Here is a 16587-nt window from a genome sequence, read left to right as displayed (position 1 = left end):
CTCCCATGTCCTGTCCCCACTGCCACCAGCCCCTTCCCGAAGCGCGCATCGCCGCGTGTCCCCACTGTGGCCGGGACGTGAAGTCTTCCTTCGACAAGCCGCTCATCTCCGAGGAGACCGCCGAGTCCGCCCGGCGCACCGCCGAGTCCGCGGGCCGCGCCGTGCAGTCGATTCTGGAGGACCCTCGCCTGCGGGAGCGACTGCCGGGAGGCTCGCTGCCGCTGCTGGGCTCGGGGCTCGTCGCCGCCGCCGTGCTCCTGCCAGGGCTTCCCATCCTCGGTGGGAGCATCGGCCTGCCGTGGTCCGTGACGATGCTCGCGGGCAGCGTGCTCCTGGGTGCCCGGGAGTGGAGCGCCGCGGGTCGCCCCGTCCCGCCGCCCCTGGAGAAGCTGGCCCAGGTTGCCGCGCACCCGGCCTTTCTTCCCCTCTTCACGGCGCTGGCCATCACCTTCGCGTTCCTGTCCCTGGGCTTCGGACTGGTGCCGCTCGTCTGGATAGGGGCCGCCGTCGTCCTGGGCTACGTGCAGTGGCGCGTGTTCCAGGCGTCTTCCGCCTCGGCGCCCGAGCTGCGGCCTTCGCCCGAGGCCTCGCGGTTGAAGCAGTGGGTGTGCGCGGGCGCGGCCGTGTGCGCGCTGTCGCTGCTGTTCTCCTGGGGCACGGGGATGCGCCTGTCCACGTCCCTGGGCGGCTACGGCTACGACGACAGGTTCGTGTACGAGACGGACAGCACCGGCCGTCCCACGGGCCACACGTATACGGACAGCAAGTACACGTGGAAGCCCGGCATCACCAACACGTCCACCTTCTTCGCGAAGTCGGGACGCGCCCGGCCCGGTGCGCCGCTCATCGTCCTGGCCCTCATGTCCCTGGGGCTGCTGGCCGCCGTGCCGCGTGCGCGTGACGCCATGCCGTCCATGCTCCCGTACATCCTGGCCGGTGTCGTCACCCTGTGGGGACTGCTGGGCCTGGGGATGAGCGCGGGCCCGCTGCTCTTCCTGCTCGGCGCGGTGGCCATCGACGTGGCCCTGGTGCGCGCGCATCGCGCGGCGAACCACGGGACAGGGGACACACCTCCGGGTGGCGAGGATGCGCCGCCGGGCCCGGGCTGACGCCGGGAGCTGAGTCCTCCCGGCGGGAGGCGCCCGTCTACGCGACGCGGGCGCGGCGTGACTCGACGATGGCGCGGAAGGAGCGGCTTCGCAGCTCCTCCAGCGTGAGGCCGCTGGCCAGCGCTTCGTCCTGGCTGAGCGCGCCGCAGCTCAGGCCCCGGAGGAAGAAGTTGAGCAGGCCCTGACCCGTGGCCGCGTCGTCGAACACGTCACCCACCAGCGTCGCCTGGGCCGCCTTCTCCATGAAGGCCTTGAGGCGACGGGTGGCGGTGTCCAGGCCTTCGAGGAAGAAGGCATACACGGCCGCGTAGCGCACGGGGAGCTGCGCGGGGTGCAAGTCCCAACCCTGATACCAGCCTCGCTCCAGCGAGTGACGGATGTGGCGATAGGAGAGCTGCCACACCCGCTGAACCGCCTCGCTGTTCTCGCGCAGCTGCGTGGGCAGCAGCGGCAGGTCACCCTGCTTCTTGTTCGGCGGTATGGGCATCACGTTCGTCGCGCCGTCGGCCAACTGGATGCCGGTGCCCGCGAGGGAGACCTGCACCAAGTCCCGCAGGAAGTCGCAGGCGGGGTGCAGCATGCCCTGCACGTGGGCGCTGACGCTGAGCGCGGCGGTGTAGTCATACAGCCCCAGGTGCACGCTGGAGCACCGCCCCGCGCCCGCGGCCACCAGCGCCGGCAGGTGCAGCCGCCCCTCCTTGTCGAAGAGGGCCTGCGGCGTCTCCACCATCAGCTCCAGCCCCATGGAGCCGCGCGCGAGGCCGTGCTCCGTCTCCAGGACCTCCAGGATTCGGGCGAGCGCCGCCACCTGCTCGGGCGCGGAGACCTTGGGCAGGGTGACGACGAAGGACGGAGGCAGCTTGCCTCCGCTGTGCTCCAGCAGCGTGGTGACGAAGAGGTCCAGCGTGCGCGAGGACCGCTCGAACAGCTCCTCGGTGAAGGACTTCACCCGGATGCCCACGTACGGCGGCAGCGAGCCCTGCGCCAGTCCCTGTGCCATCTCCCGCGCGGCGGAGACAGCGTGCGAGTCCTCCTCCGCGTCGGGACGGTGGCCATAGCCGTCCTCGAAGTCGATGCGGTAGTCCTCCACTGGCTCGCGCGCGAGCTTGTCCAGCACGCGCTCGTAGACGCGCTGGGCGAAGCGGCCCCGCTGCGGCAAGCCCAGCCCGTGGGCCAGCTCCGCCGCGTCCGGCGCGTAGTCCTTCATGGCTCCCAGCGCCAGGTTCCCCAGCTTCCGCGCTGCCTCCGCGCGGAAGAGGTGGGCGCCGCCGTACACGACGTGCACGGGCTGGCGACGCGGGGAGTCCCCCGGGTAGGCGCGCGCGAGCTCGGCGTTGGCCCGCCGGAGGGACTCACGCGCGTCGGAGAGGCTGGAGGGCGTCAAGGTGGTCTTCATCGAGAGCCTCTCAGGAGGTGTGCATCAGGCCTGGCGCTTCAGCCACGCGGAGACCTCGGGGCCGCAGCGCTCGAGCAGCTCCACGTCCTGGGACAGCCGCTCCAGCGTCTGCGCGGTGGCCTGGTTGGCGTCGCTCACCGGCTGGTCCTTCAGCAGCGCCTTCACCGCCTCCAACTGCTCGCGCGTGCGCAGCATGCCCAGCGACTCCACGATTCGGCGCACCAGCATGGGCGCGCCGCCCGTGCGCGCCACGACTTCCTTCCACTGCTTGCGCATCTGCGCCCACCACGCGTCGCGGCCGGTGCGGTTGGCCAGGAGCCCCGTCACGAAGCTGGCCACGTCCTGCGTCTTCACCGTGTCGGAGAAGAACAGGCCCTGCGCGCGCTCGGCCAGCGCCGGGTCCTCGAAAGTCGTGAGCGCCATCAGGTAGCGGCGCTGCGTGGCCGGGTCCGGCTCCCCCGGCATCTTCTGGAGGAACGTGTCGAAGAGGGCCGAGTCCCCCGCGCGCGCCACCATGGCCACCGCGGCGTCGAGCAGGTTGGGCTCCAGCGCGTCACGCTCTCCCTGGAGCATGCGCGCCACGCGAGGACGGGCCTCCGCGAGTGCCTCCGGGCTGCGCGAGAGGCCACCCACCGCGCGCACCAGCGCGGAGCGCCGCAGCTTCACCCGGTCCGACTCGCCCGCCGTCGCCTGCCAGCCCAGCTTCTTGAGTCCCGGGCTGAGCAGCTTCTCCACCCATGCGCGCACGCGCGCCTGGTCCTCGCCGTCCACCAGCCGGCTCTCCACGTATGCGAGCCTGCCCACCAGCTCGTCCAGGACGGAGTCGTCCTCCTCGTTCCCGAAGCGCGCGGCCAGATCCAACAGGTCCGCCACCGAGTCCCGTCCCGAGCGCACCAGCGCCCACTGGTCCGCCAGGAGGGAGATGCGCTCCGAGGGCGCCAGGGCCTGGAGGTTCGACGTCAGCCCCGCGAGCGACGCCTTGTCGTAGGCCACGCGGTAGAAGCCGGTGGAGCCCGCGTTGGCGCACAGCCACTTCACCGCGCCGGAGCCCTCCAGCTTCACGGTGGCCTGCTTGTCGCGCAGGAGCACCCGCTGCTCGCGCACGCCCGTGCCGTCCTCGTAGCGCAGCACCATGGGCACCGGCCACTTCTCGCCGCTCTCCACGCCGGGCTCGGAATAGAAACGCTGCTGTGACAGCGCCACCTCGTGGCCCTCCACGCGCGCCGTCACCAGGGGGAAGCCGCTCTGGCCCACCCACGCGGTGGCCAGCTCCTCCACCGGCTGCTTCGCCGCCTCGCCCAGCGCGTTCCAGAGGTCTTCCTTCACCGCGTTGGCGCGCGCGTGCTTGCGCATGTACAGGCGGATGCCGTCGCGGAAGGGGCCCTCCCCGAGGAAGCCCTCAATCATCCGCAGCACCGCGCCGCCCTTCTCGTACGTAATCGCGTCGAAGCTCTCACCGGCCTCGCCCGCGTTGCGCACCTCGCCGTGGATGGGGTGCGTGGACTTCAGCGCGTCCAGGAACAGCGCGCTGGTGCGGTGCGAGTCGAAGTCCAGCCACATGCGCCACTCGGGCTTCCACTGGTCGACAATCTTGAAGGCCATCCACGTGGCGAACGCCTCGTTGAGCCAGAGGTCGTCCCACCACACCATGGTGACCCAGTTGCCGAACCACTGGTGCGCCAGCTCATGCGTGACGACTTCCGCCACGCGCTTCTGCACGGACAGGGGCGCGGTGGCCGGGTCCAGCAGCAGCGCGACTTCGCGGTACGTAATCAGGCCGGCGTTCTCCATCGCGCCCGCCTCGAAGTCCGGGATGCCCACCTGGTCCACCTTGGTGAAGGCATACGGCAGGCCGAAGTAGTCCTGGAGCCGGGGCAGCACCGCCAGCGCCACGTCCTGACCGAAGCGCGTCAGGTGCTCCTTCTCCTTCAGCGCCCAGGTGCGCACCGGCACGCCGCCCACCAGTTGCTCCGGCGTACCCACCAGCGGGCCCACCACCAGCGCGATGAGGTAGCTGCTGAGGACCTCCGTCTCCTGGAACGTCACCTTCGTCAGCGCGCCGTCCTGCTCCTCCTTGATGATGGTGCCGTTGCCCAGCACCGCGAGCCCCTTCGGCACGCGCACGCCGAGGGCCCATTTCGCCTTGAAGGCGGGCTCGTCGAAACAGGGGAAGACGCGGCGCGCGTCAGCGGCCTCGAACTGCGTCGCCGCCACCTTGCCCGCCATGTACAGGCCGCGCAGGCCGTCCGTGAAGGGGCCCGTCCACGCGAGCTCCAGCGTGGCGGGGCCCTTGGGCAGCGGCGCGTCGAAGGTCAGCACCACCGTCTCGCTCACCGCGACGGGCCGGATGGACGCGGGCTTGTGCTGCGCATTGCCCGAGCGGAAGGTGACGTCGCCCAACTGGAGGGCGATGGCGTGGAGGATGATTTCGCGCGTGGGCTCGGCCAGCTCCACGTCGACGGTCTGCTGTCCGGAGAAGGACTTCGCGTCCAGGTCCAGGGTCAGCGTGGCCGCGTAGCGGGAGGGGCGAACGGCGGTGGGGAGCCGGAAGTTCTTGTCTTCGGTCGGATGCGCCATAGGGAGGCGGAATCTAGCCTCGCTCGCGGCGCGCGTTCCCACTTCTGTCACCCGGGTGCAAGAAACCTGTCGTCCGCCGGGTGGGGTGTCGTCCGCCACACCCTTACGGCCCCGACTCTCCCCCCGGGGTTTTCTTCCGTCCGCGCGGCGCGGGGCCTGGGACCAACTGGTGGAAGAGGCTGGACTCGCGCTGGAAGAAGCCGTCCGTGTGGAATGAGTGGGACAGCTCCAGGAGCTGGAAGTCCAGGTGATGACACAGCTCATGCAGGAAGGTGCGCAGGTACGTGCGGAAGGCCACCACGCGCGCCTGCTTCGCGGTGCGCATCCAGACCTGGAGTCGAGGCCTGCGCCCCGGCTCCCAGGTGTAGAGCCCATGCAGCTCGCCCTCCTCGGACGAGGGCCGCACCTCCAGCACCTCCACCCGGACGGGGGCGACATCCAGTCGCTCACACAGCGCACCGCCGAGCTTCGCGGTGGCGCGCTCCAGCGGGGCCCGCTCGCCGGAGGCCAGCGCCTCTCGCACGGCCTCCACCTGGGGGCGCAGCGTCGTGGGCTCCCTCACCCGGAGGGCCGTCACTCCATCGCTCATCCGATAGATGCGTTGCTGCTCGGGGCTGAGCTGCTCGTAGTAGGCGAAGGGCACGGGGCGGCGACACTCTAGCGAGCATGGGGCGCGGGCGCGCCCGCATCCGGTCCTCCGAGCATGGGCCTTCCCGCTCCCCTGGCCTCGCCGCGCTTCCTCGCCCGGGCCTGCCTACCTTGCGGTGGGGGTCGGAATGGCACTCACGCTGGGGCGCGCCGCCTGGGAGCGCGCGGTACTGCTCGCGGTGTCCTTCGAGGTCCTGAAGGTCGTCAGCTCCCACTTCGTGTTCCCGCCCCTGAGCAGCGCGGTCCTCTGGCTGCCCGCGGGGTTGACGCTGGCGTTCCTGCTGCGCTCCCCCACGCGCATGTGGCCCGCCCTGCTGGCCGCCGTCTTCGCCGCGGAGCTGGGCTCGGTACTGTCCCAGGGACTGCCCTGGGGGCTGTCCGCGACCTGGGCGTTGGGCAACGTGTTGCGCACCTGGCTGGCCGCGGCGCTGATGCGGCGCTGGGTGGGGCCGGCCGTGCGCTTTCACCAGGTGCGGGATGTCACTGGATTGTTGATGCTCGGGGGAGTGGTGGGCGCGCTGCCGAGCGCCACGCTGGGTGCGCTCGCCGCGACGAAGTGGCTGGGCTCGGCATCGTTCGGGCGCGAGTGGATTGTCTGGTGGCTCAGCGACGCGCTGGGCACGGTGCTCGTCGCGCCGTTGATACTGACGTGGTGGCCGGTGACGCGCGCGTCTTCGCCGCCAAGGCGCCTGGGGGAGTCCTTCCTGTTGATGGGCGCGGTGGCGCTCGTCGGCATGCTCGTCTTCCACATCGATGGCCCGACGGAGTCCGCGGCCATCTCCACCACGTTGCCCTACGCCGCGTTTCCCCTGGTCATCGCCGCGGCGCTGCGACTGGGCCCGCGAGGGGCGGCGACCGCGTCCGCGGTGATGAGCGTGGTGGCGGTGGAATACACGAGGCTGGGCAGGGGGCCCTTCGGAGAGCTGCCCGTGCCCGCGTGGGAGCGCGGCCTGTCCGTGCAGGTGTTCCTGGCGGTGCTCAGCCTGTCGGCGTTGACGGTGGCGGCCGTGGTGGCGGAGCGGCGACGGGCGGAGGTCGCGCAGCGCGTGCTGGCCACCGTGGGCGTGGTGCTCGCCGAGTCTCCCGAATGGAGCGTCACGCTGCCCCGGGTGGCACGGCTGCTCGTGCCCGAGCTGGCGACGGGCGCCGCCATCTGGTTGCAGAACGCCGAGGGCGTGGTGGAGCGGGTGGCGGCGGCCGGGTGGACGCAGGCGCGCGAGGTGGGGCTGCGAGGCGGATTTCCCCCGCTGCCGGCACGGGTGAGCGAATGGGTTGGCGCGGAGGGCTCGGGGGTGCTCGTGCCGTTGCAGGTGCGCGGGCGGGTGGTGGGCGCGCTGGCGGTGGCGATGGAGCTTTCGGGCACGGGCCGACGCACGCGGGAGCACGTGCTGGCGGAGGACGTGGCGCGCAGGTGCGCCATGGCGCTGGAGAACGCGCGGCTGTTGGAGGAGGCCCGCGACGCCGTCGCCGTGCGTGAGGACTTCATCGCCGTGGCGGCGCACGAGCTGCGCACGCCGTTGGCCACCATCACCCTGCGCGTGCAGGGGTTGATGGGGCTCTTGCGGGATGACCCTCGCCAGGGCTTCCTGCTGGAGCGCCTGGATGCGATTGCCCGCCAGTCACGCCGCCTGACGCGACTGGTGGAGAACGTGCTGGACGTGGGCCTGTTCAAGGCGGGCGGGCTGGAGCTGCGGCGCGAGTGGGTGGACCTCACCTCGCTGGTGGAGGAGGTGGTGGAGCGCTCCATGGAGGAGGCCTCGCGCTCGCGGACCCCGCTGCGGTTGACGACCCCGGGCGCCCGGGTGCGTGGCTGGTTGGACCGGGACCGCGTGGACCAGGCCCTCTTCAACCTGGTGTCCAATGCCATCAAGTTCGGCGCGGGGGAGCAGGTCGACGTGGCGCTGGGCCAGGTGGGCGACCGTGCCCGGCTGGTCATCACGGACCGGGGCATCGGTGTTCCTCCCGAGGCGGTGGAGCGCATCTTCGGCCCCTTCGAGCGGGCGGTCTCCACGCACGAATACGGCGGGCTGGGCCTGGGGTTGTACCTGACGCGACGCATCGCGGAGGCGCACGGCGGCTTCGTCCAGGTCCTCAACACTCCGGGTCAGGGGGCGTCCTTCGTGCTGGAGCTGCCAGTGGAGCCGGGGCTCTCGTTGAGAGAGGAGTCCCGGCCCCAGGCGGGAGCCTGAGGCGAGTTGCTGGGGGGTGGAAGCGCCAGCAGGGCGACTTCGAGGAGCAGGGTGGGAAAGAGATTCCCCAAGGGGAGGTGGGGGAGCTGTTCGCGAGCCAACGTCCCCAGTGGGCCCGTGGCGAGGCACGCCCATTGCTCTGTCGTGCGGGTATGTACCGTGGAGCGTGGCTCGGGGCGTTGGTGGGGTTGTGGGTGTGGGGCGGGACGGCCGAGGCCGCGAGGCGCACTCCGCCGAAGCGGGCTACTCCCGTGGCCTTGTCGGACCGGGCCTTGTGGCGTGCGAAGGGCTGGGTGGGATTGGGCTCGCTGCGCACGGTGAGCACGGCGGTGAACGACGACTGCTCGGGCCTGACACAGCTCGCGTACCGCAAGCCCGGCCTCAGCCTGCTGCCGGAGCTGACGCTGCCCGGAGAGAATGGCGTGAAGGCCATCTACCGGAAGGCGGGCACGCTGGGCGCACTGCGCGAGGAGCCGCGCGCCGGTGACCTGGTGTTCTTCCGGGAGACCATCGACCGCAACAAGGATGGGCAACTCAACGACGGCCTCACGCACATCGGCATCGTCGAGCGGGTGGGGACCGATGGCACCGTGACGTTCGTCCACCGCGCGGGTGGCGGGGTGAAGCGCAGCCGCTTCAACCTGGCGCGTCCCGAGGCGAGGAAGGACGACAAAGGCCGCGTCCTCAACGACTGGCTCCGTCGCCGCGACAAGCGCAACCGAGGCTACCTGGCGGGAGAGCTGGTGGCCGGGTTCGCCTCGGTCGATGAGCGCTGGAAGGTGGAGCCCGTCGCCGCGTCGCGCGCTCTCCGCTGAGAGAGGACACGGCTCCGGACGGGGGCGTGACGGCGGAGGCCGGAGGCGCTATGCACGGCGTTGATGTCGAACACGGACGGACGACCAGAAGTCCCTGAGACCTCGGAGCAACCCGAGGCCGTGCCCCAGTCCGCGTCACCGGTGGCCGTTGTTCCTCCGGCGCCCTCTGTTACCCGCACCACGCCGACGCCGCGCTTCAAGTCGTGGCGGCGACGGGGATTGCTCGGGCTGGCGGTGCTGCTGCTCGGCTTCGGCGTGTATGAGTACGTCACGCTCCCGGAGGCCGAGTCGCTGGTGCGGGAGAACCCGAAGTCGACGGCGCTGATGGACCAGCGCGCCGAGGAGGCTCGGGAGGCAGGCAAGAAGGTCCGCCGCCGACAGCAGTGGGTGCCGCTCACGTCCATCTCCAGGCACGCGGTGGCCTCCGTGCTGGTGTCCGAGGACGGGGGCTTCTACGGCCACGAGGGGGTGGACACGGCGGAGTTGCGCAAGGCGATGGGTGATGCCTGGGAGAAGCGCCAGCTCGGCCGTGGCGCATCGACCATCACGCAGCAGCTCGCGAAGAACCTCTGGCTGTCCACGGACCGGAGCCTGTTCCGCAAGGCGAAGGAGCTGGTGCTGGCCCACCGCCTGGAGGAAGCGCTCACGAAGAAGCGCATCCTCGCGCTGTACCTCAACCTCGTGGAGTGGGGAAACGGCGTCTACGGCATCGATGCCGGTGCGCGTGAGCACTTCGGCGTGTCCGCTTCCCAGCTCTCCGTGGCGCAAGGAGCCATCCTCGCCGCGATGTTGCCGGCGCCTCGCAAGCGCTCTCCGAAATCGGGCTCGCGGGCGCTGTGGAAGCGCGCCCATTGGATTGTCGATCAGCTTGCGTCCCTGGGCCGCATCACCGGCGAGGACGCGGCCACCGCCCGCACGGACATCGACCGGTTGCTGGGCCGGACTCCCGCCGCGAGCAGCGGCGGCGAGGAAGAGGAGGACACGGGCGACGACGCGTGACGCGAGCGCTTCAGCGCCGTGGCTCGGAGGTGAGCTGGAGGAACAACAAGTCCCCTTCGCCTCGTGAGGTGTACATCGTGTCCTCTGGTGCCACCGACGCCTCGAATGGAATGCAGACCCGCGCCTGGCCACCGGGCGTCACCTGGAGCGCCACGTTGCCAGGGCCGGTGATTCCCAGGGCCTGCGAGTCGAGGTGGGCACCCGAGGCGTCATAGCGCGCCAGGAAGTGGAGGACGTCACCGCGAGGGACGGAGGACTTGCCGAGCGCGCCGCCTCCCAAATCCAGGCGCTCATCTCGCGTCCACCCTCCGATGAAGAGCTCGCCGGCCGAGCTCAGTCCCAGGGTGTGGGCCCGTGCCGCGCCCCGCTCGCCCAACACCCGCACCCAGCCCTCCGCGGCCGTCGAGTGCAGCGTGCCGAGCAGCACGTCCTCGCTCGCGTCGTGCTGCTCTCCGCCGAAGGAGAACGTGCCGCTGACGTCACCGGCGAAGGCCACGTCCCCCTGTGCTAGCGGCGCGAGCGCGCGAACACTGCCGCGAGCTCCGTTGAGCGCGCGGAACCACTGCGGCGTGCCGTTGGCGGAGAGCTTCCCGAGGAAGGGCGTGCGTGGCGCTGTCGCTCCCAGCAACGAGGAGTCGGTGTCTCCCCCCACGTAGATGAAGCCCGAGCCATCCGTGGCGAGCGCCTCCACGCGCGTGCCCGAGTCTCCCCCTGGAAACGCGAGGGACCAGGCGTGCGCGCCATTCGCATGGAACTTCGCGAGGAAGAGCGCCGTCACGGTGGCATCCCGCGTCCGGTTGCCCGGGTCCGCGAACAGCCTGCCTCGGCCCAGGCCCATCTCCCCCTGGAAGTGGCCGGTGACGACGAGGCTGCCTTGCGGGTCGATGACCACGGCCTGGGCGCGCACCATCGCCGTGCGGCTGACGCCAGAGGCCGAGGGGGTGTGCTCCGCGCGAAAGCCCTTGGACCAGAGCGGCTCGCCGTCCGGTGACAGCTTGAGGAGGAAGAAGCCCGCGGTGCCCGGTGTCTCGTCGATGCGCGGCAGCGCACCCGTGCCCAGGTCGGGAGCGCCTTGATACGTCCCCACCAGCCACGCCTCACCCGAGTCCGCGACGGCGAGCCCCGTGGCTCCCACCTGCTCGCCCACGGCATACGCGCGAGACCATTGGTGCGCGCCGTCCGCTCCGTAGCGCGCGACGACGAGGCCTCGCTCACCCAGGAAGACCTCGCCTCCGAAGTCGCCGCTGCCGGTGAAGGCGCCTGCCACGAGGAAGTCGAGGCCGTTCTCCGCGGTCGCCATCACCCGCACCTGCTCGTCACCGTGTCCACCCCGGTGGAGCACCCAGTCGGGCGCGGGGGCTTGAGGTCTCGGTGAGGCCGTCTCCAGCTCCACCACGAGGCGTGGATGCAGGGCGGGGTTGCTGTCCTCGCGCGAGCTGAAGTCCGAGCCGTCGACACCCGTCGAATAGAGCCCGAGATTCAGGTCGCCGTTGCCCGTCACCGCCTGCGTCACGTCCAGCTCCGTCCAGCTTCCGGCGCGCAGTGCTCCCGCGTCGGCCAGGGGCGTCCCCAAGGGCGCAGGCTGCCGGTCGTACGTGACTTCGTCTTCCTTCCACCGGGCGTCGACGCGATGGACGACGGGACCATCCTCCGAGCCATTGGTGACGAACAGGCGCAGGGTGGCGCGCTTCACGCGGCCTTGCACGCCCTTCACCTGGAAGCGCAGGAACGCGCGGTACTCGGTGGGTGAGCGGTCCACGCAGAGCTGCTCCTCCGCGCCCAGGTTCATCGAGGGCCGCGAGGAGTCCACCTGCGCGTCGGCGACCGCGACGAAGGTGCCTCCTCCGGCGGCGGAGTCTCCCTGCCGCACCATGGGCTCGGCGCCCTGGGACGAGGTGCTCCCTCCGCAGTGCGGAAGGAGGGCCAGGACCGCGACGACCCCTGCTTCCCTCCAACCCGCCTTCCACTTTCCGCGCATCCATCCCCCCAGGCTCGACACTCGTGGGGGGCTCGCTGTGCATCGAGGGTGCCGCGCTCCACGGGCGAGCGCGGTGCGCGGCACGACGCGCGCCTCGTCCCGGAGTGCGAGACGAGGGCAGCGCGCTTCCGTCCCAGGGAAGTGGTGAGGGCCGCGAGGGGCGAAGCGTGGGCTACAGTCCTCCGACCTCCAGCGCGCCGCCCAGGCCCGGAAACGGCTTGGTGAGCACGGCCTGGAAGACGATGTTCTCGAGCAGGATTTCCACCGGAAGCTGCGGCGCGCCGAGGTCCCCGCGCGCCACGGTGTTGCTGACGATGAACCAGACGCGCCGGCGTCCCACGGCGTCCTTCAGCGCGGGGCTGTCGATGCGCACCGCCGTGCGACTGGCGGGTCTGAACTCGCGCGAGGGGAGAATCTCCGCGGCCTGGGTGTAGTACGCGGGCCGGTTCAGGTCCGTATAGAGGAGGGGCTCTTCCGGCGTGGCCTGCCCGGTGAAGGACAGTCGCATGGAGGTGCGCAGCGTCAGCGTCGTGGATGGATTGACGACGTCGAGCGTGGAGGCGACCTGTTCCACCACGAGGTCCAGGTCCTCGGTGTTCACCGACTCCTCGGGCAGGTCCAACGCCACCTCCGCGTAGACGGGCTGGAGGACGGAGGTGACGGGCACCCGCACGTCGAAGGGCTCGGTCTCGATGGCGATTTCAGCCGAGCAGCCGGACAACACCAGGAAGCATGAAGCGAGGAGCGCGCGGGTCATCATCGGAAGGTCCAGGAGAGGTCGAGGACGGGGAGGACGGGCAGCTCCTCTCCCGGAACAGCGGGGTCGCTCAGGTCCACGTAGGTGACGCCCAGTCCGAAGCCGAGGTGCTCTCCTCCATAGCGGAGGCCCGCGGCGGCTCGGAGCGTCGCTCCACCCTTCACCCGCACGCCCGCTTCGCCCACCACGGACCAGGGGCCCGTGAAGTTGAAGGCGACGCCGCCCGTGAAGGACAGATAGTCGGAGGTGTAGTGCGCGTAGCGCGCCTCGCCCTGCACGAGCAGGGGACCGAGCACGAGGCCGTAGACGCCGTAGAAGGACGGGCCGCTTAGCTCCGGCTCGAAGCGTTGGATGGAGGGCGTCTCCGACTCGACGATGCTGGAGTAGACGGAGGCGCCGATGAACCGCGTGTAGCGCGCGCCGAGCACCAGGCGGTGCGGGCCCGCCGCCATCGCCCAGCGCAAGCCCACGTTGGGCGCGAGCATCACGTCCGCGTAGACGGAGGTGTCCACCGCCAGCCCCGCGAACAGGGGCAGCGCGGTGCGCTGGAGGCCGAGCACGGGCGCGTCGATGACCTCGGCCGCGTCGGTGCCCATGAGGCGCGCGGTGTTGGTGCGCACGCCTGTCGAAGGCTCGGCGGCGGACGGTGTGGAGAGCAGCAGGACGGCGAGGATGCAGGGCGGGATGTGCCCGGCGCCACTGGGGGCACCGGGACGTCTGGAAGGACTCAAGCCGGGAGCTCCTGTGAAAGGGGCCCCGTGTCTAGCGTGTCGCTTCACGGCGTCGACTCGTGCACCGCGCGACTTGGTGAACTGTCGACAGATGTTTCACGCGGTCATTCGCGACCTGCCCGGAGCTTCGTGGTGCCGCGCGTGGGCGGCAGTGAGCGGTGTGGCCCGCTTCGCACCGCGTCGTGGCGTGGGCGGTGCGGCTTGCTTCGCACTGTGCCTGCTGGACAGGCGAGCGCTCGGAGGGCGAGGTGGGGCGCCCTCCCGTGGAGGCATATTTCCAGAGGTGCGTATGAGGCCAGCTCACCGCCCGGCACGGTGCGCCTCATGGCCGAGGACAGCGTGGACTGCCCGCGAGTGACGCGGCGTGAGACACGTCTCCGCGAGGTGGGCATCATCCCTGGAGAGTCCCGCCAGGCGCGCATCGTCGGCGTCGGGAGGGCTTTGGGTGCGAGGAACCTGGCGGGCCCCTGACGGCCCGAGGAGCTCGAGTCACGTGGACGCCGACGGCGAGGCAGGAACGCAAGAGCGCGAGCGGGCACTGGAGCTGCTGCGCCGGTTCGGGTGGAACGCCACGTCCTTCCAGGTGTTGATGCCGGGCTTCCGCTACTGGTTCGACCCGGCGGGAGATGCCTTCGTCGCGTACGTGGACACGGGCGGCGCATGGGTGGCGGCGGGCGCGCCCATCACCGCGCCGGAGTTCCTGGCGCGCGCGGTGGCGGGCTTCCAGGAAACGGCGCGCCGTGCGGGCCGGCGGGTGTGCTTCTTCGCCACGGAGCCGCGCTTCATGGAGTGGGTGCCCATGCAGTCGCTCTCCATCGGTGAGCAGCCGGTGTGGGAGCCCTCGCATTGGGAGTCGGTGGTGCGCGGCAGCAAGAGCCTGCGCGAACAGCTCCGCCGAGCGCGCGCGCATGACGTCGTGGTGCGCGAGCTCTCCGCGCAGGTGCTGGAGGACGCCGAGCACCCCACGCGACAGGCCTTGGAGCGACTGCGCGAGCGCTGGCTGGCCTCGCGCCGCATGGCGCCCATGGGCTTCCTGGTGCAGCTGCGTCCGGATGCCTTCGCGCGGGAGCGGCGCGCCTTCGCGGCGGAGGTGAAGGGCGAACTGGTGGGGGTCCTGCTCGTGTCGCCCGTCTACGCTCGGGATGGCTGGTTCCTCCAGGACCTCTTGAGAGACCCCGAGGCGCCCAACGGCACCGCCGAGGCCTTGGTGGACGCGGCGATGCGCGCGGCCTCCGCCGAGGGACGGCGCTACGTGACGCTGGGCCTGGCGCCGCTCGCGGGCCCCGTACCGTCGTGGCTGCGACTGGCGCGCGCATGCGGCAAGCCGCTGTTCGACTTCGAGGGCCTGCGCGCCTTCAAGGCGAAGTTCCGTCCGGACACCTGGGTGCCGCTCCAGCTCGCATACCCCGAGCCCCGGGGGGAACTGCTCGCCGTGTATGACGCGCTCCGAGCCTTCGCGCGTGGCAGTCTGCTGCGCTTCGGCGTGACGACGCTGCTGCGGCGGCCCCGGCTGCTGGTGCATGGGCTGGCGGTGCTGCTGATTCCCTGGACGGCGCTGCTGGCGCTGCCCGCCACCACGCGCTGGTTCCCTTCCATGCGCGTGCAGTGGAGTTGGGTGTTGTTCGACGTGGGGTTGGCGGTGGGACTCTTCTCGCTGGTGAGCCGCTGGCGGGACAGCCTGGCCACCGCGCTGGTGTGCCTCACCGCCGCGGACGCGTGCCTCACCTTCGTGCAGGCCGCCACCTACAACGTGGAGCGCGCGCGGGGCCCCGTGGACTGGCTCGTCATCACCGCCGCCGTGCTCGCGCCGGCCACCGCCTCCGGGTTGCTTGTCCGCGCGCGCGCCTTCCGTCTGCCCGCGCGCTGACGCACCGCGCTTCCTCCAGGACTCAACACCTCATCCGCCTCGCGGACCCCGTGGGTTTCCACAGGTGGACACTCCTCCTTCGGTCTCCTGGACCGCGGGCCGAGGAAAGTGGTGTTTTCCAGAAAGAGCTGTTCCGGCATCGGGCGCCGCGACTTTCTCGCGGCGTCGTCCGTTGCCGGTTGGGAGGGGTGACCATGCGAACGCCGTCAGGCGTTGCCCTGTCGCTCGCCGTGTTGCTGTGGGCCCATGAGGGCCACGCCGCGCCCGAAACACAGAGCTCGGCTCCGCCACCATCACCATTGCCGTCCGGGGTGTCGCTCGTGCTGTGGAAGCTGTCGGTGCCCGCGAGCGCGGCACCGACACCCGAGCGGGTGGCGTTGGGCGAGAAGCTCTTCAACGACAAGCGACTGTCATTGGATGACAGCACGTCCTGCGCCACGTGCCATGACCCGAACAAGGGCTTCACGGATGGCAAGCCGGTGGCCGAAGGGGTGAAGGGCCAGAAGGGCATGCGCAACAGCCCCACGGTGCTCAACGCGCTCTTCAATGCCTCGCAGTTCTGGGACGGGCGCTCGTCCACGCTGGAGGACCAGGCGAAGCTCCCCATCTTGAATCCGATTGAGATGGCCATGCCCTCGCCAGAGGCGGTGGTGACGAAGCTGCGCGGGATTCCCGAGTACGTCACCGCCTTCCAGGCCGTCTTCAAGCGGGACATCACCTACGACGACCTGGCGTCGGCCATCGCCGCCTTCGAGCGCACGCAGTTCTCCGGCAACGCGCGCTTCGACCGCTTCATCCACGGCGAGTCGAAGGCGCTCAACGAGTCGGAGCGCCGGGGCTGGGCCCTCTTCAACGGCAAGGCGCGGTGCAACTCCTGTCACGCGGGCAACGCGGTGTCGCCGCTGTTCAGCGACCAGAAGTTCCACAACATCGGCGTCGCCGCGCACAAGCAGGACTTCCCGCAGCTGGCGCGCGAGGGCGTGAAGGTCGTCCGCCTGGGCGACGAGCGGCAGATTGACGAGCTGGCGCTGCAGACGCGCTTCTCCGAGCTGGGGCGCTTCCTGGTGACGAAGCAGGAGAACGACGTGGGCGCGTTCAAGACGCCCACGCTGCGCAACGTCGGAATCACCGGCCCGTACATGCACGACGGCTCGCTGCCGACGCTGTGGGACGTGATGGACCACTACAACAAGGGCGGGGTGGCCAATCCGTTCCTGGACGGTGGGATGCAGCGACTGGGGCTGACGGAGCCTGAAATCGATGACCTGGTGGCCTTCCTCTTCACGCTGACCGACGAGCGCTTCACGAAATACAACGGTCAGGAACTGGCGAGACAGCGCGGGCGCAAGGGCCAGCGGCCGGAGCGGGACACCGCGGTGGCGCTGGGGAAGAAGGGCAACCTGGGAGACCTGGCGCCCAATCCGGACCTGTCGGTGAAGAACCCGGCGGACATCGGTGTGTATGGCACCGAGACGCTGCCCAAACCCGCTTCGACGAAGCAGCCCTGAGGAGGCGCCGTCC

12 protein-coding genes are annotated in these 16587 nt (G+C 70.7%); 6 read left to right on the top strand and 6 right to left on the bottom strand.

Features of this window, described 5'->3' with window-relative positions:
• Nucleotides 1-5: 5 nt before the first annotated feature.
• Entirely contained in the window at nt 6-1109 is a 1104-nt protein-coding gene (locus tag G4D83_RS08810) for a zinc ribbon domain-containing protein (protein WP_205522593.1), read from the top strand.
• Nucleotides 1110-1146: 37 nt separating this feature from the next.
• Here G4D83_RS08810 and G4D83_RS08805 read toward each other — a convergent pair whose 3' ends face one another.
• From G4D83_RS08805 to G4D83_RS08795, 3 genes are all read right to left on the bottom strand, one after another.
• Nucleotides 1147-2505: a DUF6986 family protein gene (locus tag G4D83_RS08805; RefSeq protein ID WP_163864226.1), complete on the bottom strand. Its 1359-nt coding sequence runs from the start codon at nt 2503-2505 to the stop codon at nt 1147-1149.
• A gap of 24 nt (nt 2506-2529) precedes the next feature.
• Nucleotides 2530-5082 carry a M1 family metallopeptidase gene (locus G4D83_RS08800; protein ID WP_163864225.1) on the bottom strand — a complete coding sequence of 851 codons (2553 nt, stop codon included), beginning with the start codon at nt 5080-5082 and terminating at the stop codon, nt 2530-2532.
• A 103-nt stretch (nt 5083-5185) separates the two neighbouring features.
• Nucleotides 5186-5725, bottom strand: a complete 540-nt coding sequence (locus G4D83_RS08795; protein ID WP_163864224.1) for a hypothetical protein — start codon at nt 5723-5725, stop codon at nt 5186-5188.
• Between the two features lie 133 nt (nt 5726-5858).
• Here G4D83_RS08795 and G4D83_RS08790 point away from each other — a divergent pair, with 133 nt between their 5' ends.
• The 3 genes from G4D83_RS08790 (at nt 5859) to G4D83_RS08780 (ending at nt 9733) form a co-directional block, all read left to right on the top strand.
• Nucleotides 5859-7919, top strand: coding sequence for a sensor histidine kinase (locus G4D83_RS08790; RefSeq protein WP_163864223.1), 2061 nt, complete (start codon nt 5859-5861; stop codon nt 7917-7919).
• A 152-nt stretch (nt 7920-8071) separates the two neighbouring features.
• Complete coding sequence (locus tag G4D83_RS08785; protein ID WP_163864222.1) at nt 8072-8734, top strand: NlpC/P60 family protein; 663 nt, start codon at nt 8072-8074, stop codon at nt 8732-8734.
• A 63-nt stretch (nt 8735-8797) separates the two neighbouring features.
• The gene (locus G4D83_RS08780) at nt 8798-9733 is read left to right on the top strand and encodes a biosynthetic peptidoglycan transglycosylase (protein WP_163864221.1); all 936 of its coding nucleotides are present in this window, start codon (nt 8798-8800) and stop codon (nt 9731-9733) included.
• A gap of 10 nt (nt 9734-9743) precedes the next feature.
• Here G4D83_RS08780 and G4D83_RS08775 read toward each other — a convergent pair whose 3' ends face one another.
• The 3 genes from G4D83_RS08775 to G4D83_RS08765 all read right to left on the bottom strand — a co-directional run bounded on the left by G4D83_RS08775 (nt 9744) and on the right by G4D83_RS08765 (nt 13199).
• On the bottom strand, nt 9744-11711 hold the full coding sequence (locus G4D83_RS08775; RefSeq protein ID WP_163864220.1) for a CBM96 family carbohydrate-binding protein: 1968 nt from the start codon (nt 11709-11711) through the stop codon (nt 9744-9746).
• A 172-nt stretch (nt 11712-11883) separates the two neighbouring features.
• On the bottom strand, nt 11884-12471 hold the full coding sequence (locus G4D83_RS08770) for a hypothetical protein (RefSeq protein WP_240356221.1): 588 nt from the start codon (nt 12469-12471) through the stop codon (nt 11884-11886).
• On the bottom strand, nt 12468-13199 hold the full coding sequence (locus G4D83_RS08765) for a hypothetical protein (RefSeq protein ID WP_240356220.1): 732 nt from the start codon (nt 13197-13199) through the stop codon (nt 12468-12470). Before G4D83_RS08765 ends, G4D83_RS08770 begins: the two co-directional genes overlap by 4 nt.
• Nucleotides 13200-13692: 493 nt before the next feature.
• On the opposite strand from G4D83_RS08765, the gene G4D83_RS08760 reads away from it, so the two are divergent.
• Together G4D83_RS08760 and G4D83_RS08755 are read left to right on the top strand one after the other, a co-directional pair.
• Nucleotides 13693-15066, top strand: a complete 1374-nt coding sequence (locus G4D83_RS08760; protein WP_205522592.1) for a DUF2156 domain-containing protein — start codon at nt 13693-13695, stop codon at nt 15064-15066.
• A 194-nt stretch (nt 15067-15260) separates the two neighbouring features.
• Nucleotides 15261-16574, top strand: coding sequence for a cytochrome-c peroxidase (locus tag G4D83_RS08755; protein WP_163864218.1), 1314 nt, complete (start codon nt 15261-15263; stop codon nt 16572-16574).
• Nucleotides 16575-16587: the final 13 nt, after the last annotated feature.

The sequence above is a fragment of the Myxococcus eversor genome (genome assembly GCF_010894455.1).
Classification (GTDB): Bacteria; Myxococcota; Myxococcia; order Myxococcales; family Myxococcaceae; genus Myxococcus; species Myxococcus eversor.
This window is presented reverse-complemented; position numbering and strand designations above follow the sequence as displayed.

Excerpts from the sequence above, each read along its gene's own strand:
- G4D83_RS08800 (WP_163864225.1), bottom strand. The coding sequence starts at position 5,082 with ATGGCGCATCCGACCGAAGACAAGAACTTCCGGCTCCCCACCGCCGTT.
- G4D83_RS08770 (WP_240356221.1), bottom strand. The coding sequence starts at position 12,471 with ATGATGACCCGCGCGCTCCTCGCTTCATGCTTCCTGGTGTTGTCCGGC.
- G4D83_RS08775 (WP_163864220.1), bottom strand. The coding sequence starts at position 11,711 with ATGCGCGGAAAGTGGAAGGCGGGTTGGAGGGAAGCAGGGGTCGTCGCG.
- G4D83_RS08780 (WP_163864221.1), top strand. The coding sequence starts at position 8,798 with ATGTCGAACACGGACGGACGACCAGAAGTCCCTGAGACCTCGGAGCAA.
- G4D83_RS08790 (WP_163864223.1), top strand. The coding sequence starts at position 5,859 with ATGGCACTCACGCTGGGGCGCGCCGCCTGGGAGCGCGCGGTACTGCTC.
- G4D83_RS08755 (WP_163864218.1), top strand. The coding sequence starts at position 15,261 with ATGCGAACGCCGTCAGGCGTTGCCCTGTCGCTCGCCGTGTTGCTGTGG.
- G4D83_RS08805 (WP_163864226.1), bottom strand. The coding sequence starts at position 2,505 with ATGAAGACCACCTTGACGCCCTCCAGCCTCTCCGACGCGCGTGAGTCC.
- G4D83_RS08810 (WP_205522593.1), top strand. The coding sequence starts at position 6 with ATGTCCTGTCCCCACTGCCACCAGCCCCTTCCCGAAGCGCGCATCGCC.
- G4D83_RS08785 (WP_163864222.1), top strand. The coding sequence starts at position 8,072 with ATGTACCGTGGAGCGTGGCTCGGGGCGTTGGTGGGGTTGTGGGTGTGG.